General features: G+C 64.8%; 14 protein-coding genes and 1 tRNA gene. 12 read left to right on the forward strand and 3 right to left on the reverse strand.

From position 1 onward, the window contains the following. Positions 1-147: 147 nt before the first annotated feature. Complete coding sequence (locus ACIQ3Q_RS08735) at positions 148-1,356, forward strand: DUF5666 domain-containing protein (protein ID WP_396268690.1); 1,209 nt, start codon at positions 148-150, stop codon at positions 1,354-1,356. 83 nt (positions 1,357-1,439) lie between these two features. On the opposite strand, the gene argH is transcribed toward ACIQ3Q_RS08735, so the two are convergent. Further along, on the reverse strand, positions 1,440-2,870 hold the full coding sequence (gene argH, locus ACIQ3Q_RS08740; protein ID WP_396268691.1) for an argininosuccinate lyase: 1,431 nt from the start codon (positions 2,868-2,870) through the stop codon (positions 1,440-1,442). Positions 2,871-3,036: 166 nt separating this feature from the next. Here argH and ACIQ3Q_RS08745 point away from each other — a divergent pair, with 166 nt between their 5' ends. Together ACIQ3Q_RS08745 and ACIQ3Q_RS08750 are read left to right on the forward strand one after the other, a co-directional pair. After that, entirely contained in the window at positions 3,037-4,110 is a 1,074-nt protein-coding gene (locus ACIQ3Q_RS08745; protein ID WP_396268692.1) for a histidine kinase, read from the forward strand. Between the two features lie 23 nt (positions 4,111-4,133). Beyond that, positions 4,134-4,937 carry a LytR/AlgR family response regulator transcription factor gene (locus tag ACIQ3Q_RS08750; protein ID WP_396268693.1) on the forward strand — a complete coding sequence of 268 codons (804 nt, stop codon included), beginning with the start codon at positions 4,134-4,136 and terminating at the stop codon, positions 4,935-4,937. Positions 4,938-5,016: 79 nt separating this feature from the next. Here the strand turns inward: ACIQ3Q_RS08750 and ACIQ3Q_RS08755 are convergent, their stop codons facing one another. Then, complete coding sequence (locus ACIQ3Q_RS08755) at positions 5,017-6,288, reverse strand: alanine racemase (RefSeq protein WP_396268694.1); 1,272 nt, start codon at positions 6,286-6,288, stop codon at positions 5,017-5,019. A 112-nt stretch (positions 6,289-6,400) separates the two neighbouring features. On the opposite strand from ACIQ3Q_RS08755, the gene ACIQ3Q_RS08760 reads away from it, so the two are divergent. Together ACIQ3Q_RS08760 and ACIQ3Q_RS08765 are read left to right on the forward strand one after the other, a co-directional pair. Continuing rightward, on the forward strand, positions 6,401-8,104 hold the full coding sequence (locus ACIQ3Q_RS08760) for a DUF1800 family protein (protein WP_396268695.1): 1,704 nt from the start codon (positions 6,401-6,403) through the stop codon (positions 8,102-8,104). A 14-nt stretch (positions 8,105-8,118) separates the two neighbouring features. Then, on the forward strand, positions 8,119-9,570 hold the full coding sequence (locus ACIQ3Q_RS08765; RefSeq protein WP_396268696.1) for a DUF1501 domain-containing protein: 1,452 nt from the start codon (positions 8,119-8,121) through the stop codon (positions 9,568-9,570). Between the two features lie 7 nt (positions 9,571-9,577). On the opposite strand, the gene ppc is transcribed toward ACIQ3Q_RS08765, so the two are convergent. Then, entirely contained in the window at positions 9,578-12,442 is a 2,865-nt protein-coding gene (gene ppc / locus ACIQ3Q_RS08770) for a phosphoenolpyruvate carboxylase (RefSeq protein ID WP_396268697.1), read from the reverse strand. 79 nt (positions 12,443-12,521) lie between these two features. Between ppc and hemC the strand changes: the two genes are divergently transcribed. The 7 genes from hemC to ACIQ3Q_RS08805 all read left to right on the forward strand — a co-directional run bounded on the left by hemC (position 12,522) and on the right by ACIQ3Q_RS08805 (position 18,532). Beyond that, positions 12,522-13,472 carry a hydroxymethylbilane synthase gene (hemC, locus tag ACIQ3Q_RS08775; RefSeq protein WP_396268698.1) on the forward strand — a complete coding sequence of 317 codons (951 nt, stop codon included), beginning with the start codon at positions 12,522-12,524 and terminating at the stop codon, positions 13,470-13,472. Then, complete coding sequence (locus ACIQ3Q_RS08780; RefSeq protein WP_396268699.1) at positions 13,469-14,242, forward strand: uroporphyrinogen-III synthase; 774 nt, start codon at positions 13,469-13,471, stop codon at positions 14,240-14,242. Before hemC ends, ACIQ3Q_RS08780 begins: the two co-directional genes overlap by 4 nt. A gap of 57 nt (positions 14,243-14,299) precedes the next feature. Continuing rightward, a complete protein-coding gene (locus tag ACIQ3Q_RS08785; RefSeq protein WP_396268700.1) occupies positions 14,300-15,442 on the forward strand; it encodes a uroporphyrinogen-III C-methyltransferase in 1,143 nt (380 codons plus the stop codon). Between the two features lie 9 nt (positions 15,443-15,451). Beyond that, positions 15,452-16,693, forward strand: coding sequence for a heme biosynthesis HemY N-terminal domain-containing protein (locus ACIQ3Q_RS08790; protein ID WP_396268701.1), 1,242 nt, complete (start codon positions 15,452-15,454; stop codon positions 16,691-16,693). A gap of 55 nt (positions 16,694-16,748) precedes the next feature. Further along, a tRNA-Arg gene (locus ACIQ3Q_RS08795) sits at positions 16,749-16,825 on the forward strand. A 75-nt stretch (positions 16,826-16,900) separates the two neighbouring features. Then, positions 16,901-17,221 carry a hypothetical protein gene (locus tag ACIQ3Q_RS08800; RefSeq protein ID WP_396268702.1) on the forward strand — a complete coding sequence of 107 codons (321 nt, stop codon included), beginning with the start codon at positions 16,901-16,903 and terminating at the stop codon, positions 17,219-17,221. A 231-nt stretch (positions 17,222-17,452) separates the two neighbouring features. Continuing rightward, complete coding sequence (locus ACIQ3Q_RS08805) at positions 17,453-18,532, forward strand: hydrogenase small subunit (RefSeq protein ID WP_396268703.1); 1,080 nt, start codon at positions 17,453-17,455, stop codon at positions 18,530-18,532. Positions 18,533-18,606: the final 74 nt, after the last annotated feature.

Below are 18,606 nucleotides of genomic sequence, written 5' to 3' on the forward strand. Positions count from 1 at the left end.
CCTACAACCATCGAATTCCTCAACGCGCCCTCAACCACCAGACCCCCATCGAGGCCCTGAAAAAATGGCACGCCTCACACCCCAAGCTCTTCACAAAACGTGTGAATGATCTCCCGGGGCTTGACATTTAGTCAAATGCGTTCTCGAATGAATTCTGCTTTCCCATGGGCGCTGTCCCTCGGGCTGGCTGCTGCTTGTTTGTCGGGTTGTGGCGGAGGTGGCGTTGAAACGGGTGGTACGGGCAAAGAGCCCCCCGCTTTTGCCAACGGCCCCATCAGCGGCTTTGGCTCCATCATCGTGGGCGGCGTGCGTTACGACGACAGCGCAGCCACGGTGCGCAACGATGACAACCAGAGCCTGAGCAGCGCCGATCTGCGTCTGGGCATGGTGGTGACCATCGACGGCAAGAACCTCGACCGAACCTTGGGCACGGGGGTGGCCAACAGTGTGGTGGTCAACAGCGAGATCGTGGGCCCCGTGAGCGCCAGCGTCATCACCACGGGCGATCTGACCGTCTTGGGTCAGGCGGTCAAAGTCACGACCTCGACCGTGTTTGATGACCGCTTGGTTGGCGGGCACAACGGCATCACCCTGGGCTCATTGCTGGAGGTCTATGCCGTGTATGACCCGGTGACTGGCACCTACATCGCCAGCCGGGTTGAGCCCAAGAGCAGCGCCTCGGCTTACAAGGTGCGTGGGGTGGTGAGTGCGAACAACACGACACAGCGCACCTTCCGCATCGGTGCCGCCACCTTCACCTATGCTGCTGGTGCAGCACCGGCGGGCTTGGCCGATGGTGTGTTGCTGCGCGTGAAGGTAGGCACCAGCACCGATGGCAATGGCTACTGGGTGGTTACCAGCAGCGACAGCGACCGCCCCAAGCCCGGTGAGGGCGTTGAAGTCGAGGTTGAAGGCGTGATTGCCAGCTACAGCAGCAATGCCAGCTTCAGCCTCAACGGCATCACCGTCAATGCCAGCTCGGCGGCACTCAGCCCAGCGGGCTCGGTGTTGGCGGCTGGGGTGCGGGTAGAGGCCGAGGGCAAGATGAGTGGCGGTGTGTTGCAAGCCACCAAGGTCGAGGTCAAGAAACGCGAATCGTCTGGCGGAGATGACGACGATGGCGGCGGCGACGACTCCAGCAAAGAGTACGAAATCAAGAGCACCGTGCAGAGCGTGGACACCGTGGCCAAGACCTTTGTGGTGAAGGCGGGCCTGCAGAAAGTCAACTACGCTCAGGCCAGCTTCAAGGATGGTACGGCGGCCGACCTGAAGGTGGGCGCCAAGGTGGAGGTCAAGGGCCGCATCTCTAGCGACGGCACGGTGGTGAACGCCAGCGAAGTCAAGTTCGACGATTGAGTCGCCGCTCCTCCGCCGCGCGGTGGAGGGCTACAGAAAAGGCGCTCACGACGAGCGCCTTTTTTATTTTGGTTAGGGAGCGCTCAAACCAAGCGCTTCAGGTGCCGCTCAATCTGCGCCTGAGCCTGTGCGGGCGCGGTGCCCCCCAGCACATTGCGGGCATTGAGCGAGCCGCGCAGTGACAGCACCTCAAACACGTCTTGCTCAATGCGGGCGTCAAAGCCTTGCAAGGTGGCCAGCGGCAGGTCGGATAAGTCCACCCCCAGCTTCAGGCCCTCCTTCACCGCATGGGCCACCACCTCGTGGGCGTCGCGGAAGGGCAGGCCCTTCTTCACCAAGTAGTCGGCCAGATCAGTGGCCGTGGCATAGCCGCGCAGCGCAGCCGCTTCCATGGCCTCGGCCTTCACCGTCAGGCCACCGCTGCGCGAGCCATCGGCTGCCACTTCGCCGCCAATCATCTCGGCCATGATGCGCAGCGTGTCCTTGACCGTGTCCACGGTGTCGAACAGCGGCTCTTTGTCTTCTTGGTTGTCTTTGTTGTAGGCCAGGGGCTGGCCCTTCATCAGGGTGATCAGGCCCATCAAATGGCCCACCACGCGGCCACTCTTGCCACGGGCCAGTTCGGCCACATCGGGGTTGCGCTTCTGCGGCATGATGGAGGAGCCGGTGCAGTAGCGGTCGCTCAGGTTGATGAAGCCGAAGTTCTGGCTCATCCAAATCACGATCTCTTCGGCCAGGCGCGAGACGTGGATCATCACCAGCGTGCTGAAGCTGGTGAACTCGATCGCAAAGTCGCGGTCACTCACGGCGTCCAAGCTGTTCTGGCTCACGGCTTCAAAGCCCAGGGTGCGCGCCACCCGTTCGCGGTCCAGTGGGTAGCTGGTGCCGGCCAGCGCGGCCGAGCCCAAGGGCAGGCGGTTGACCCGCTTGCGCAAGTCGGCCAGGCGCTCGGCATCGCGGGCGAACATTTCCACATAGGCCAGCAGGTGGTGGGCAAAGCTCACCGGCTGAGCCACCTGCATGTGGGTGAAGCCAGGCATCACCGTGTCGGTGTTGTGGGCTGCCACGGCCACCAGGGCGCGCTGCATGTCGGCCAGCAGCAGGGCGATCTGGTCGATCTCGCTGCGCAGCCACAGGCGCACGTCGGTGGCGACTTGGTCGTTTCGGCTGCGGCCGGTGTGCAGGCGCTTGCCTGGGTCGCCCACCAACTGGGTCAGGCGCGCCTCGATGTTGAGGTGTACGTCTTCCAGCTCCAGCTTCCACTCAAACGCACCCGACTCGATTTCGGCGCGGATCTGGGCCATGCCGCGCTGGATGTCGGCCAAGTCTTGCGCACCGATGATGCCCTGTGCCGCCAGCATGTCGGCATGGGCCAGGCTGCCTTCGATGTCGGCCTGCCACATGCGCTTGTCAAAGAACACGCTGGAGGTGTAGCGCTTGACCAGCTCGCTCATGGGTTCAGAGAACAGGGCCGACCAGGCCTGGGACTTCTTGTCGAGTTGATTGGTGCTCATGGGGAGGCGATCTGGAAGCGCAGGGCGTTGCGCCTGCAAAGAAGGGGGCGGGCCACCACAGGGCCAGCGCCGCAAGAGGGAAAGCCGTCATTGTAGGGGGGGACCTTGCCGGTGCTTGACGCGCACCGGCCTCGCGCCCCGCGCCCTTTCCCTGAGAATGGAGGGCATGAGCCAGCGCCCAGACTTTCAGCACAGCACCTTGTTCGAGGACCTGCAGCAGGTGTTGCAGGCCGCTGGGGCAGGGGGTGCGGGCCGTCAGGCGGCGGTGCTGCCTCTGTGCGGCACGGGTCCTCTGATCCGTGCCTTGATGCTGGTGCTCAGTACGGTGTATCTCGGGCTGCTGTTCGTGCAACCCAGCTACTCCGAGTGGTTGCTGGCGCTGCCCACGGCGGCCTTGGTGGCCATTCCTGCCACCTTGATGTGGTTGGTGCTGGCCTGCAGTGCGCGCCGCTTGTTGGCCACTTGGGCACCCCTGTTGCAGTGGTTGGCCGTCAGTCTGACAGGCGCCTTCGCTGCCCTGTCCGCCATGGGCTTCACCCATTGGCTGGGCCTGTGGCAGCCCACCGCCCTGCAACCACTGGCCGTGGGTTTGACGGGTGCTGCCATGGCCGCAGCGGTTTACCAGGTGGAGCGCCTGCGCGAGCGGGCGCGCCTGCCCACGGTGGCCACGGCACGGCTGGCCGACTTGCAAACCCGCATCCGCCCGCACTTTTTGTTCAACACTCTGAACACCGCCATTGCGCTGGTGCAACTCGACCCGCAACGCGCCGAAGAAGTGCTGGAAGACTTGGCCGAGCTCTTCCGTGCTGCGTTAGGCGCCCTGGACCAAGCCACCACCTTGGGCGCCGAGGTCAGCTTGACCCAGCGCTACATCGCGATTGAGCAACTGCGCTTTGGCCGCCGCCTGGAGGTGGACTGGCAGCTCGATCCCCAGGCCGCCGCCGCCCGCCTGCCGCCCTTGACCCTGCAGCCCTTGATTGAAAACGCCGTACGCCACGGTGTGGAGCCCAGCGACAAGGGCGGCGTGATCGAAGTGCGCACCTTGCGCCGCCGCGACAGGGTGCTGATCTCCATCACCAACACCCGGCCGACAAATCCATCACGCCCTGGCCATGGCATTGGCCTGGCCAGCGTCAAAGAGCGGCTGCGCCTGATGCATGATCTGGACGCCGACTTTCGCAGCGGCGTGATTGAAGATGGCCGCTGGCGTGTCAGCATCAGCGTACCAGCCTCCAGCTGAGCATCCAAGAAGGACAGTTGACCGTGAGTGAGCCCAAGCCCACCCGACTGCGGGTCTTGATCGTCGATGACGAGCCCCTGGCGCGCATGCGTTTGCGCAGCCTCTTGGCCGACTGCGGTGTGGCGGGCGTCGAGGTGGTGGGCGAAGCTGGCAGCGCGCCCGAGGCCCTGCATGTCTTGAGCATCTCGGGGGTAGATCTTTTGCTGCTGGACATCCACATGCCCGGCCTGAACGGCCTGGAGGTGGCCCGGCGCCTGCGCGAACAAGCCCAGCGCGAAGGCAGCCCCGCGGCACCGGCGGTGGTGTTTGTCACTGCCCATGCCGAGCACGCCTTGGATGCCTTTGAGCTGAACGCTTGCGACTACCTCACCAAGCCTGTACGCCGCCAGCGCCTGCAAGAAGCCTTGCAGCGCGTCGCTCAACGCCTGGGCCGCAGCTTAGTGGCGCCCCAAGCTACCGCAGCGCAGCCCGACAAGGTCTTGGTGGTCAGCGACCGGGGCCGCATCTTGCGCCTTCCCATCGCTGAGTTGGTGTCGCTCAAGGCCGAGATGAAGTACGTGACCCTGCGCACGCTCACTCACACCTATGTGCTCGACGACGCCTTGGTCGACCTGGAGCAGCGCCTGGGTGACGCGGCGGTACGCATCCACCGCAGCGCCGTGGTCGCCAAAGCGGCCATCCGCGCCCTTGAGAAACGCGTGCTGCCCGGCGCAGAAGAAGGCGACGCCACCGAATCCTGGGCTGTCCACCTGGCTCCCACCGACGAATGGTTGCCGGTGTCCCGGCGGCAGTTGACGGCGGTGCGTGAGGCGCTGGTGGTTCTCTGACCGTTGGGATGCGCATCGGTTCGCCCTCTCAAGAAAGCGTCGGGGGCCGGGACGGGCAAGCCCCAGCCCTTGGGGGTGCTCAGAACAGGGTACTGATCGCATCCACCACATTCAGCCCCTCATCCACCACCGGCATCCAGCGCCATTTGTCGAAGGTGGTGCAGGGGTGGGAGATGCCCAGGGCGACGCGGTCGCCGACCTGCAGCGTGGGGGCGCCGTCGGCCAGGCGCAAGTAGGCGTGTTGGTCGTTCATGGCGGTGAGGCTCCAGCCAGCGGGGGCGGCTTGGGCCGTGCGCGCGTCAGCGGGTGCCCAGGCCACGGGCACGGGCAGACCCATGTCGGTAGAGGCGTCGCGCTTGCCGGCGTTCAAGATCACCAGGCCGGGTTCGGGGCCGGATTGCACCAGGGTCCAGACGCGCAGCGCGGCGCGCAGGCCGTCACCATCAGCACAGCCCAAGCGGCGGTTGGCCACATGCACCAGGCGCTGGTAGTGGCCGTCGTCATGCGTCAGGTAGCAGCCTGAACGCAGCAAGCCCAACACCGGGCGAGAGAGTTTGGGCGTGAGGGCGCCAGAGACTTGGTCGAACAGGGCCGAGCCACCGGCGGTGATGATCACCTGATCGTGCTCGAACAGGCCTTCTGCATCACAGCGCTGAGCCAAGCGGTGCACAGCGTCGGTCAGCCCGTGGACCAGAGCCTGGTCGGCGGCGGAGTCCCCACTGCCCCACAGGCCTTCGTAGGTGGACAAGCCCACCAGCCGCACCGCCGGGCTGGCCTTGGCCGCACGGGCCACCGCCAGGGCTTCGGCTTCGCTGCGGCAGCCCGTGCGGCCCTGCGCCAAGCCCCATTCCAGCAAGACTTCAAAAGGCTCACTCAATCGGTGGGTGGCAGCCGTGGCTTCAATGGTGTGGAGCTGTGCCAGTGAGTCCAGCAAGAAGGGGGCACGCAAGCCTGGGTGGGTGGCCCGCAAGCCATGAAGCTGTAGCAGGTCAGCGGCTTGCAGTACTTGATTGGCGATCAAGGCCTGCCGCACGCCATGCTGCAGACCCAGCGCCAATTGATGCACCGAGGCAAAGGTGATGCCCCAGGCCCCGGCCTGCAGTTGTGCTGCAAACAGCTCGGGCGACAGCGTGGTCTTGCCGTGCGGGGCCAGCGCAATGCCGGCATCGTCCACATGCTTTTGCATCCAGCCCAGGTTGTGCCGCAAGGCTTGGCGGTGCAACACCGCCACCGGCAGTGGCAGGTCGCCTGCCAGCACGTTCCAGCCTTGGGCGCTGATCTGCGCACGGTCCAAGGCGGGTGCAGTCCAGGGGTAGCCTTTGAGGCCAGGGGCGAAATGAGGGGCTTGCATGGTTGAATTGCACCACATCGCTCACAGCCCGTTACGGGAATTGCGCGCTTAGCGTCTATGTAAAGACGCTTCTCGCATACCCTCTGGCCTGTGGTGACAACGGGGGTAAGGTGTGCAAGGTCGACGATGGGTGCTGGCGGTTCTGGTGGGCTTAACGGCCTGCGGTGGCGGTGGTGAAAGCGCCGCGCCCGTGCCACCGCCCGTTCCGCCGTCGTCCTTGAGCCGGGCCGATGCCTTCAGGTTGGCCGAGCAAGCCACCTTCGGCCCTACCGAGAGCTTGCTCACCAGCATGACCCAGCAAAGCGCAGCCGCTTGGGTCAAGGGCCAGATGAGCACCAACGGCTCGCGCTACACCTTGGGCCAAGGTGATGCCATCCACCGCGACACCTCGGGCAAAGACTTTTGCAGCTTGCCCGCTTATGCGGGGCCGAATTGCTGGCGGGACTGGTTCTCAACTCAGCCTCTGGCTTGGGACTTTTATCGCAACGCCACCACCCAGCCCGATCAACTTCGTCAGCGGGTGGCGCTGGCCTTGCAGCAGATCTTGGTGATCAACAACCAAGAGGTCGATGGCACCTATGGCTTTAGGCTGTACTACAACAAGCTGCTCGATCAGGCTTTTGGCAATTACCGCGAAGTGCTGCGTCAAGTGACGCTTTCGCCGGTCATGGGCGAGTTCCTCAACAACGTCAATAACGATAAAGCGGCGCCCAATGAAAACTTTGGGCGTGAGCTCTTGCAGCTCTTCAGCATTGGCACCTGCGAGCTGAACCTCGATGGCAGCCTCAAGGGCGGAGCCTGCCAAGCCAGCTACAACAACGAACAGGTCCGGGCCTATGCCTATGCGCTGACCGGATGGACCTATCCTGCGGGAGGTCAATCGGCCAAGACATGCTGGCCCAAGGGGGCGAACTGCCGCTATCTGGGCGGTGAGATGGTGCCGCTGCCGCGCTTGCATGATGAAGCGGCACGCACGCTGCTGTCAGGTGTCGCCGTGCCCGCAGGCAGCACCGCACCTCAGGCCTTGGAAAAGGTGTTGGACAGCCTCATGCAGCACCCCAATATGCCGCCCTTCATCGGCCGACAGTTGATCTTGCATCTGGTCAGCAGCAACCCCAGCCCGGCGTACGTGCAGCGGGTGGCCCAGGCCTTTGCCAGTGGCAGCTTCACCGCCCAAGGGCAGAGCTTTGGCGCGGGCCAGCGGGGTGATTTGGCCGCCACGGTGGCCGCCGTGCTGCTGGATGTGGAAGCGCGCGGTGACACCCCCAGTGCTGCCCAAGGCGGCAAGCTGCGCGAACCCGCGCTGTACTTCGCCGGGGTGATCCGGGCTTTGAATGGGCAAACCGATGGCAATGACTTCACCTGGTGGTGGGGCGAAGGCCTGCAGCAGCATCTTTTCAGGCCGCCCTCGGTGTTCAACTTCTACCCGCCCGACTTCCCAGTCGCGGGCACCACCCTGCGCGGCCCGGCCTTTGGCATTCACAACGCCAACACCGGGATGCAGCGCCTGAACTTTCTGACCTACCTCCTGTTCTGGAATGGCAGCGCGCCGGACAGCACGGTGCCAGGCGCCACGGGCACGCGCATCAACACCACAGCCTTTGAGCCCGATGCGGGCCAAAGCACGGTGCTGGTCGATCGGCTGGCTGTGCTGTGCTGCGGCGCTCGTTTGAGCGCTGCGGCCCGTGCCGAGGTGGTGCGTGCGGTGGACAGCATTGCGGCTGATGCGCAGCGCAACCCCGGCTGGGCGCGCGACCGGGTGCTGCAGGCCGCTTTTCTGCTGTGGGCCTCCCCCGCGCATCAGGTGCACCAATGACGAAAGCGCCCCACATGCCTACACGCCTCTTGGCCTACGACGAACAACGTCGCCGCTGGCTGCGTGCGGCCGCAGGGTTGGGAGCCACCTTGGGGCTGGGCGGGCTCGGCACCTTGCTGCTGCCGGCGCGACGAGCCTGGGCGGCTGACTACAAGGCCCTGGTGTGCATCTCGCTCTATGGCGGCAATGACGGGCTCAACACCGTGGTGCCCACAGATGCAGCCTCATGGGCCGCCTACAGTGCGGTGCGAGGGGCGCTGGCCTTGCCAATCTCCAGCCTGGGTGTGTTGCCGGGGACAAAGTTTGGCCTGCACCCCTCGTTGGCGCCTTTGCAGGCTGCGGCTCAAGCGGGGCGTCTGGCGCCTGTGTTGAATGTCGGCCCCTTGGCCCAGCCCCTCACCAAGGCTCAATACCTGGCTGCCCAGCCGAACGACGGCACGGTGCCGAATAGTTTGTTCTCGCACTCTGACCAGCAGATCGTGTGGGAGGCGGCAGACCCGGACTCTTTGGCCCGAACCGGTTGGGGTGGGCGCGCTGCCGCCACCCTGCGGACCACGAACCCGGTGATCTCAGTTGCGGCCAACGCTCACTTCGGCCTGTCGAGTGTGGGCGCGCCCATTGTGGTGCCCGCCTTGGGCGGAGGCTTCGGGGTGGAAGAGTTGTCGGGCGACCCGCCGCGAGACACTTATGCCCCTTATATCGCCCGCGCCGCAGCCCTGCGCGCCCTGCATGCAGAAGCGCAAGCCCATGCCTTGACGGGGGCCTACAGCCGCATGCAGGCGGATGCGTTTGAGCTTTCTGCGCGCTTGGGTGGCTTGGTAGAGGCCGCACCTGGCGATGCTTTGGCGGTGCCCGAGATTGACGCTGCCTTTGCCAGCCTGATCAGCAACAAGCGCGTCACAGAGTTTCTGGCCAGCCAGCTCTATCAGGTGGCCAAGCTGATTGCAGGCCGCGCCACCGTGCAGGGCCAGCGCCAAATCTTCATGGTGCGCCTGGGGGGCTTTGACACCCATGGCGGGCAGATTGCGGGCGATGCCTTGAGCGGAACCCATGCCGACCTGCTGGCCCGCTTAGGTAAGGCCATGGCGGCCTTTGACGATGCCATGCAGCGCCTGGGCTTGGGCGGCGCGGTGACCAGCTTCACCCAAAGCGACTTCGGCCGTACCTTCGCGCCCAATAACTCCAGCGGCACCGATCATGCCTGGGGCAACCACCACTTGGTGATGGGCGGCGCGGTGAAGGGCGGCGCAGCCTACGGTCGAGCCCCGGAGCTGGTCTTGGGCAGCGACGACGATGTCGGCGTCCAAGCCTGGGAGTTGCAAGGCCGCTGGATCCCCAGCAGCAGCGTGGACCAGTACGCCGCCACCTTGCTGCGATGGTTTGGAGCGGAAGAATCGCAACTGGATCAGATCCTGCCCCAACTGAGCCGCTTTGGTCAGCGGGACTTGGGTTTCATGGCGGGCTGAGCCGCATTCAACCCGTGTTGCGCAGGCCCGCCGCGATGCCGTTGATCGAGAGATGAATACCGCGCTGCACACGCTCCAGCGTGGGGTCCAGCGCGCTGTCATCGGCGCTGGCCTTGGGGCGCTTGCGGTAGCGGCGCATCAGCTCCACTTGCAAGTGGTTGATCGGGTCCAGGTAGGGGAAGCGGTGCTCGATGGAGCGGGCCAAGCTGGGGTTGGATTGCAGACGGTCTGATTCGCCGGTGATCAGGCTCAAGGCGGCTTGGGTACGCTCCCACTCGTCCTTGATGGCGGTGAAGATTTTCTTGCCCAAGCGCTTGTCCTCGACCAACTCCACATAGCGTTGGGCAATGCGCAAGTCGCTCTTGGCCAGCACCATGTCCAGGTTGGACAGCAAGGTGCGGAAGAAGGGCCACTGCTTGAACATGCGCTGTAGCAGCTCCAGCCGTTGGGCATGCTGCTTCTTGTCTTCGCCCAGGTAAGACTCCACGGCAGAGCCGAAGCCGCACCAGCCCGGCAGTGCCACGCGGCACTGGCCCCAGGAGAAGCCCCAGGGGATGGCGCGCAGGTCTTCGATGCGGCGGGTGGCTTTGCGCGAGGCCGGGCGCGAGCCGATGTTCAGCTCGGCAATCTCGCGGATGGGCGTGGCCGCGAAGAAATAGTCGGTGAAGCCCGGCGTCTCGTAGACGATGTGCCGATAGGCCGCCATGCTGCCCACGCTCAGCGCCTCCGCCGCCTCTAAAAAGGCTTTGGGGGCAGATTTGGTGGGGTGCAGCAAAGTGGCTTCCAAAGTGGCGGCCACCAGGGTTTCCAGGTTTCGTCGGCCGATCTCCGGGTGGGCATATTTAGAGGCGATGACTTCGCCTTGTTCGGTCAGCCGGATCTGGCCCTTCACCGTGCCCGGGGGTTGGGCCAAGATGGCCTGATAGCTGGGGCCGCCGCCCCGGCCCACCGTGCCACCCCGGCCATGGAAGAGGCGCAGGCGGATGCCGTGGGCGGCTTCCAGCTCATCAAACAAGGCCACCAGCGCGATCTCGGCGCGGTAGAGCTCCCAGTTGCTGGTGAAGAAGCCGCCATCTTTATTGCTGTCGGAGTAGCCCAACATCACGTCCTGCTCGCCACCGCTGCGGGCCAGTAGGCCGGCAATGCCAGGCAGGGCGTAGAACTCGCGCATGATGCGTCCGGCTTGGCGCAGGTCTTCAATGGTCTCGAACAAGGGCGAGACGATCAAGGCCGCCACCGCCGCTTCGTCCAGCGTGCCCACCAGCAAGCCGCTTTCCTTCTGCAGCAGCAGCACTTCCAGCAGGTCAGAGACCTCTTCGGTGTGCGAGATGATGGTGTGGCGGATCGCCTCGCGGCCAAAGCGCTGCAGGCTTTGCGCGGCCGTCTCAAAAATGGCCAGCTCGCCCAGGGTCAGCGCCGAATAGGCGGCGCCGGGGACGCGCAGGGGCCGGGCATCGCAGAGTTGGCGCAGCAGCACTTGGCGCTTGGCGGCTTCGTCCAAGCGCACATAGTCCGCCTCCAGCCGCGCGTGGCGCAGCAACTCCGCCACGACCAGCTCGTGCTGGTCCGAGCTTTGGCGCAAGTCGACCGTGGCCAGATGGAAGCCAAACACCTGTACCCCGCGCATCAAGGGCGCAAGGCGAGGTGCCACCAAGGCCTGGGCATGGTGGCTCTTGAGCGAGGCCTCCACGGTGCGCAGGTCGGCCAGGAAGTCATCGGGGCTGGCGTAGGGGTCTTGCGGGGCCACGGCATGGCGCAGGGCTTCGGTGCCGGTCAGCGCATGCAAGGTGGCGGCCAAGCGGGCATAGACGCCGATGAGCGCGCGGCGATAGGGCTCGTCTTCGCGGTGCGGGTTGGTGTCGGGCGAGCGCTGGGCCAAGGCTTGCATGGCTGGGGTGACGGGCGCCAGCATGGCCGACATGGACAACTCTGCGCCCAGGGCGTGCACTTCAGTCAGGTAGTGGCGCAGCGCCACTTCGCTCTGGCGGGTCAGTGCGATCTTCAGGGTGTCGGCCGTGACATTGGGGTTTCCATCGCGGTCGCCACCAATCCAGTGGCCCATGCGGAAGAAGGAGGGCACGGCGTGGCCGGGCAGGGCGCGCTCAATCTCTTGGTACATGCGCGGGATCTGGCGCAGAAAAGTGGCGGGGTAGTAAGTGAGCGCGTTGTCGATCTCGTCGGGCACGGTCAGCTTGGTGTAGCGCAGCATGCGGGTCTGCCACAGCTGGGTCACCCGGGCGCGGATCAAGGCCTCGTTTTCCTGCAGGTCACGCTCAGAGCGCAACTCGTCGCGCTGGCCCACCAGCTCGGCCACGGCCCGCTCGGCGTCCAAGATGCTCTTGCGCTGCACTTCGGTGGGGTGTGCCGTCAGCACCGGGCTGATGTAGGCCTGTTGAAGGGCCGCGGCAATGTCGGTGGCGCGGTGGTCGGCGCGGGCCAGTTTTTCAAAGCACATGGCCAGCGAGCCTTCGGCCAGGGTGCCTGCCGCCTCGTGGTGGGCGCGGCGCCGCACATGGTGGCGGTCTTCAGCAATATTGGCCAGGTGAGAGAAGTAGCTGAAGGCCCGGATCACGCTGACGGTTTGCTCGGCGGAGAGGTTTTTCAGCAGCCTATCCAGCACGCGTCCGGCACTGGCGTCTTTCTTGATGCGGTAGGCCACCGAGAGCTGGCGCACCCGTTCGATGAGTTCAAACGCCTCTTTGCCTTCTTGCTCGCGGATCACATCACCCAAGATCCGGCCGAGTAACCGAATATCCTCCACCAAGGGTTTGTTCTTGCTGGTGTCATCTTGGCGAGCCAAGGCTTTATCAGCAGACTTGCTCACTTTTGCGACGGGAGATCGGGTGCTGGACTTGGCTTGAGCGCTGGGCATGAATAGCTCCAATAATCGGTAACCTAATTACCAACCGCAAATACTAACCGATCTTCGGCCGGACGCGATAATCCGTGGCATGAATGCAGCATCTTCACTTCCAACGCCGGTGGTCATTGCCACACGGGAAAGCCGCTTAGCCCTGTGGCAAGCGGAACATGTCCGCGACCGCCTGCGCGATGAGCTGGGCCTCTCGGCCAGCCTTTTGGGCATGACCACCAAGGGCGACCAGATCCTCGACCGTGCGCTCTCCAAGGTGGGCGGCAAAGGGCTGTTCGTCAAAGAGCTAGAGACCGCGCTGGAGTCCGGTCAGGCCCACATGGCCGTGCACTCGCTCAAAGATGTCCCCATGGAGCTGCCCGACGGCTTTGTGCTGGCGGCCGTGCTGGAGCGCGAAGACCCGCGTGATGCCTTTGTCTCGCCCCACTATGCCGACGTGGCCAGCTTGCCCCAGGGCGCCTGTGTCGGCACCTCCAGCCTGCGCCGCGTGGTGCAACTGCTGGCGTTGCGCCCCGACCTGCGCATTGAGCCGCTGCGCGGCAACCTGGACACCCGCTTGCGCAAGCTCGATGAAGGCCAGTTTGACGCCATCGTGCTGGCAGCGGCCGGGCTCAAGCGCTTGGGCCTGGGTGAGCGCATTCGCAGCGTGTTCACGCCCGAGCAGATGATCCCCGCCGCCGGGCAGGGCGCCTTGGGCTTGGAGGTGCGCAGCAGCAGTGCGGGCTTGCTGGCCGCCTTGCAGCGTCTGGCGCACCAGCCCTCCGCCTTGGCCACTCAGGCTGAGCGCGAGGTCTCACGCCGGCTGGGCGGCAGTTGCAGCATGCCCTTGGCGGCGCATGCGGTGTGGCAAGACGGCCAGATGACTCTCAATGCCGCGCTGGGCCATGCCACCGAGCCCCAGCAGCCCTTGGTCAAAGTGGCCTTGCGGGCCCCGGTGGCAGACGCCGATGCCGCGCTGGCCTTGGGGCGCCAGGCGGCGGAAGCGCTGCTGGCCCAAGGCGGTCAGGCCTATTTGCCCTGCGGCGCGTGAAGCAGCGCCTCGCACTCATCACCCGGCCCCAGCCTCAGGCCACCCAGTGGGTGGGCAAGCTGGCGGCTTTGGGCTTGCATGCGGTGGCGCTGCCTTTGCTGGAGATTGCGCCTGCGCCCGAGCCAGAAGTGGTGCGAGCGGCAGCGGCCCAATGGGTAGCCGGTGACCTGGTGATGTTTGTCAGCCCGAATGCGGCGGCACAGTGCATGGCCTGCTTGGGTGCGGCGTGGACCTGGCCGGCCGGTGTGCAGGCCGCAGCCACCGGGCCGGGCACGGTGGCCGTGCTGACAGCGGCGGGCGTGCCTGCAGCCAGCATCGTGGCGCCTGACGCCGACGCCGCTCAACTGGACTCCGAGCATCTGTGGCTCAAGCTGAAGGCGCAGGCTTGGCAAGGCCGCCGCGCCTGGGTGGTGCGGGGCGACGGCGGACGAGACTGGCTGGCCAAAACCCTGCAAGCGGCGGGTGCCGAGGTGCAGTTTGTCCCAGCCTACAGCCGTCGTCGGCCTGAGTGGAGCCTGGCCCAACAGGCTGTGCTGGCCCAGGCGGTGGCCAAGCCTGAAGCACATGTCTGGTTGCTCAGCAGCAGTGAAGCGCTGGATCACTTGCTTCATATGGCCGCCGATGTGGCCTGGGCGCGCAGCGTCGCCCTGGCCTCGCACCCCCGCATCGCCCAGCGCGCCCGAGACTTAGGCTTTGGCCGGGTGGATGAGATTCAACCCACGCCCGAAGCCGTGGCTCAATGGTTCCATCACGCCAGTGTGGCGCCTTAGCAGCGCCCGACAAAGCAGGTCGGAACCGCTCTATACAATGGTTCGCACATGGTCAGCATGAACGAACCTACCGCCCCAAGTCCTGTGGCCGCCGCCGAGCCTGCGGAGGCTAACCCGCCCGTTTCTACGCCGCCGCCAGTCCCCAGCGCGGCCTCTGGCGGCCCGAACTGGCGCGTGGTGGGTGGCGTCGGTCTGCTTGTTTTGGTGGTGGGGTGCTTGGTCTTGGTCTGGAGCACCCAGCAGCGTGTGCGCAGCCTGGAACAAGAATTGGTCCGGCGGCAGCAAAGCAGCCAAGACCAATCCACCGAGGCGCGCTTGCTGGCCAAGCAGTCGCATGACTCCTCCACTCAGCTGGCCGCCAAGATGGCTCTTCTGGAGGCCCGTGTGGCCGAAACAGCCTTGCAGCGCAGCCAGGTTGAAGAGCTGATCCAAAGCCTGGCCCGGTCACGCGATGAGAACGTGGTGGCCGATATCGAGGCGGCCCTTCGCGTGGCGCAGCAGCAGTCGGCCATTACCGGCAGCCTGGACCCGATGGTGGCCGTGCTGCGCCAAGCCGATGAGCGCCTTGCTCGCTACGAGCAGCCGCGTCTGGAGCGTGTTCGGCGAGCCGTGGCCAAAGATCTGGACAAAGTGCGTGCGGTCCACGTGGCCGACCTGCCGTCGCTGTCCGCCCGCTTGGATGAGTTGATCCGCACCGTGGATGAACTGCCCTTGTTGTCGGAACCCGCACGCCGCATCGCGCCGGAACCCGTGCGTGCGGCCGCATCTGCTGCAAATGCTGCCAAGGCGGGCGGTTCCACCGCTCTGCCTGACACTTCGTGGTGGGGCACCTTGGCCTTGGGCAGCCAAAGGGTGATGGCCGACATTTGGCAAGAAGCGCGCTCCTTGGTGCGTGTGACCCGCATCGACCATCCGGAAGCCATGCTGGTCACGCCGGAGCAGGCTTTCTTTGTGCGCGAGAACTTGAAGCTGCGCTTGCTCAATGCGCGCTTGGCCCTGCTGTCGCGCCAGTTTGATGTGGCCCAGTCGGATCTGGCGCAGGCGCGCGCCGCGCTCGATCGTTACTTTGATCGCAGCACCAGGCGGGTCGTGGCGGCTTCTGAGCAAATGGCGGCGATCGCAGCCCAGAGTCGGCAAGTGCCTCTGCCGCGTGCGGATGAATCTCTGGCGGCCCTGGCTGCTGCGGCTGCGGGCCGCTGAAGGGTAAGCATGCGGGGCGTCATCTGGCTGGTCTTGCTGTTCACTGCGGCAGTGGTGTCGGCCTCGGTGCTCGGGCCTAATGACGGCTTGGTGTCCATCTACCAAGGCGCATGGCGGGTTGATCTCTCGCTCAACCTGTTCTTGCTCTTGCTGCTGGCCGCGGTGGTGCTGACCTTTGTGGCTTTTCAGGCCGTCACCGGTTTGCTGGCTTTGCCCACGCGTGCACAGGCTTGGCGCGAGCAAAAGCGTGAGCGGGCGGCTCATGCGGCCTTGCGTGAGGCTCTGACCGAACTGTTTGCGGCGCGTTATGCCCGCGCGCAACGGGCCGCTGATCAAGCCCTGCTCCTGCAATCGCATGTCCCAGAGTTGACCCACGACGCGCAGTTCGCCACCTTGTCGCATTTGATTGCGGCCAGCAGTCTGCATCAACTGCAAGATCGCACTGGCCGCGACAGCCGCTTGGCCGGCGCTTTGGAGTCGGGACGGCAGGCCGGTGGCTCCAGTGCCGATGGTGCGCAACTCTTGGCAGCGCAGTGGGCCCTGGACGATCGCGATGCGGAGCGCAGCTTGGCCTTGTTGAGTGCGCTGCCGCCTGGTGTGGCCCGCCGAACGCAAGCCTTGCGGGTCAAGCTCAGTGCCACACGACAGCAGCGCAAACCGCTAGAGGCGCTGCAAACCGCCCGTCTGTTGGCCAAGCACCAAGGCTTCTCGGCCTTGGCGGCCAAGGCCTTGCTGCGCTCCTTGGCCATCGAGGCGCTTGAGCAATCCTTAGATGAAGAGCAGTTGCGCCGCACCTGGGCGGCGCTGGATGCTGCCAATCGCAAAGATGCCTTTGTGGTGGCTCGTGCCGCGCGGCGGGCCAAAGCCTTGGGTCAAGTGAGTTTGGCCCGTGAATGGCTGCAACCGCTGTGGGACCACATGCCGCGTCAAGACGCCGAGTCCCGCCAAGAGCTGGCGCTGGCCTTGGTGGAGTGCGCTCAAGGCCTGGGCAGCGATTGGCTGCCACGTGTGGAAGCCGCTTTGGCTGCGCACGGCCATGATGCGGCCCTGCTGGCGGCGGCTGGAGCGGCTTTTGAGCAGCGCCAACTGTGGGGCAAAGCCAAGCGCCCGCTGGAGCAAACGGCCGCCAGCGAAGCCTTGCCCAAGTCCGTCCGCCGCCAAGCCCTGCGCAGCTTGGCCAGCATCGCCCGCAGCGAAGGCGATGAGCACAAGGCGGCTTCTATGGAGCGCCGCGCGGCGTTTCTTGAATAATTTTCCGAACAAAACTATGCAGATGAAAATAGCTGTGCTATAGTTCTATCTTTCAGCGGCTGTAGCTCAGTTGGATAGAGTACTTGGCTACGAACCAAGGGGTCGTGGGTTCGAATCCTGCCAGCCGCACCATACGAGAAAGCCAGCATGTGAAAGCATGCTGGCTTTTTTCTTGCCCGCTCCACATTCAGCCCCGCTGACTTGCACATGGACGATCAATCCGCCTTCATCCCAGAGAGCTTTTTGAAGCTCTATGCGGGCATGCGCGGGCGGCTCTTGCGGCCACTGCCTGAAGTGCGGGCCCGCTATGACCTCTGTGACGACTTGGCGCATCACCTGATGGCCAGCGCCCAAGCCCTGCACCACGACCAAGGGCTGAGCGAAGACATGGTCCTAGAGCGTTGCCTGCGTGGCTTGCAGACGCCCGATGCCGGTATGAACGATGGCGAGCCGCTGTGGGTGGTGAGGCGCTTGGCTGAACTCCTGAATTGGCCTTGCGAGGGCCTTGCGTCCTCAGGTTCGCCGTAGGGCGGAGATGCAAGCGCAGCTTCCACTTCGAGGGATCAAGTGGAAGCTCAGTGATCACCGCATGCGCTGGCGCGCCCAGCAAGCCGCCAAGCCCCGCCAAAAATGTCAGTGCTGACAGTCACTTGTTTTCAGCGCTAGGTGCTTTCACCAGGGGGTGCTGTTTCTGGCACGTCTCTTGAGACAAGACAAGCCACCGCGTGTCGCGGGCTTGATGTCTGGAGGAGACCCCACATGGAAACCTTTTACGAGGTGATGCGCCGGCAGGGCATTTCCCGCCGCAGCTTGATGAAGTACTGTTCGCTGACCGCCACCTCCCTGGGTTTGGGGCCGGCCTTTGTGCCGCAAATTGCGCATGCCATGGAGACCAAGCCGCGCACACCGGTGCTGTGGCTGCATGGCCTGGAGTGCACCTGCTGCACGGAAAGCTTCATCCGTTCGGCCCACCCGCTGGCCAAGGATGTGGTGCTGTCCATGATCTCGCTGGACTATGACGACACCTTGATGGCCGCCGCCGGTCATCAGGCCGAGGCCATCCTCGAAGAGATCATGACCAAGTACAAGGGTCAGTACATCTTGGCGGTCGAAGGCAACCCGCCCCTGAATGAAGACGGGATGTTTTGCATTCAGTCCGGTAAGCCCTTCATTGAGAAGCTCAAGCGGGTGGCCAAAGACGCCAAGGCGGTGATCGCCTGGGGTTCCTGCGCGTCTTGGGGCTGCGTGCAAGCGGCCAAGCCCAATCCGACCCAGGCGACACCCATTCACAAGGTCATCACGGACAAGCCCATCATCAAGGTGCCGGGCTGCCCGCCGATTGCCGAGGTGATGACCGGCGTGATCACCTACATGCTGACCTTTGACAAGGTCCCGGAGTTGGATCGCCAAGGGCGGCCCAAGATGTTCTACAGCCAGCGCATTCACGACAAGTGCTACCGCCGCCCCCACTTTGACGCGGGCCAGTTTGTCGAAGCCTGGGACGACGAGTCGGCCAAGAAGGGCTACTGCCTCTACAAAGTGGGCTGCAAAGGCCCGACCACCTATAACGCTTGCTCGACGATGGAGTGGAATGAAGGCACCAGCTTCCCCATCAAGGCGGGCCACGGCTGCATCGGCTGCTCGGAAGACGGCTTCTGGGACAAGGGCTCCTTCTACGACCGCCTGACCACCATCCACCAGTTCGGCATCGAAGGCACGGCAGACCAGATTGGCGGCGTAGCGGCGGGCGTGGTCGGTGCGGCCGTGGTGGCCCATGCCGCCGCGTCGGCCATCAAGCGCGCCGGCGTCAAACCCGACACCACCCACACCAGCGGCTGACCCCGCGCTAGCGCAGCAGCCCACGCCGTGTTTGGCACGGCACTCACTACCGAATCAGAAGGACCTCACATCAT

Source organism: Ideonella sp. (assembly GCF_044358605.1).
Taxonomy (GTDB): domain Bacteria; phylum Pseudomonadota; class Gammaproteobacteria; order Burkholderiales; family Burkholderiaceae_C; genus Ideonella.

Bases quoted from the DNA above. Each gene is read 5' to 3' on its own strand.
- ACIQ3Q_RS08800 (WP_396268702.1), top strand. From the start codon at position 16,901: ATGGACGATCAATCCGCCTTCATCCCAGAGAGCTTTTTGAAGCTCTAT.
- ACIQ3Q_RS08765 (WP_396268696.1), top strand. From the start codon at position 8,119: ATGCCTACACGCCTCTTGGCCTACGACGAACAACGTCGCCGCTGGCTG.
- ACIQ3Q_RS08745 (WP_396268692.1), top strand. From the start codon at position 3,037: ATGAGCCAGCGCCCAGACTTTCAGCACAGCACCTTGTTCGAGGACCTG.
- ACIQ3Q_RS08805 (WP_396268703.1), top strand. From the start codon at position 17,453: ATGGAAACCTTTTACGAGGTGATGCGCCGGCAGGGCATTTCCCGCCGC.
- ppc (WP_396268697.1), bottom strand. From the start codon at position 12,442: ATGCCCAGCGCTCAAGCCAAGTCCAGCACCCGATCTCCCGTCGCAAAA.
- argH (WP_396268691.1), bottom strand. From the start codon at position 2,870: ATGAGCACCAATCAACTCGACAAGAAGTCCCAGGCCTGGTCGGCCCTG.
- ACIQ3Q_RS08790 (WP_396268701.1), top strand. From the start codon at position 15,452: ATGCGGGGCGTCATCTGGCTGGTCTTGCTGTTCACTGCGGCAGTGGTG.
- ACIQ3Q_RS08785 (WP_396268700.1), top strand. From the start codon at position 14,300: ATGAACGAACCTACCGCCCCAAGTCCTGTGGCCGCCGCCGAGCCTGCG.
- hemC (WP_396268698.1), top strand. From the start codon at position 12,522: ATGAATGCAGCATCTTCACTTCCAACGCCGGTGGTCATTGCCACACGG.
- ACIQ3Q_RS08735 (WP_396268690.1), top strand. From the start codon at position 148: ATGAATTCTGCTTTCCCATGGGCGCTGTCCCTCGGGCTGGCTGCTGCT.
- ACIQ3Q_RS08755 (WP_396268694.1), bottom strand. From the start codon at position 6,288: ATGCAAGCCCCTCATTTCGCCCCTGGCCTCAAAGGCTACCCCTGGACT.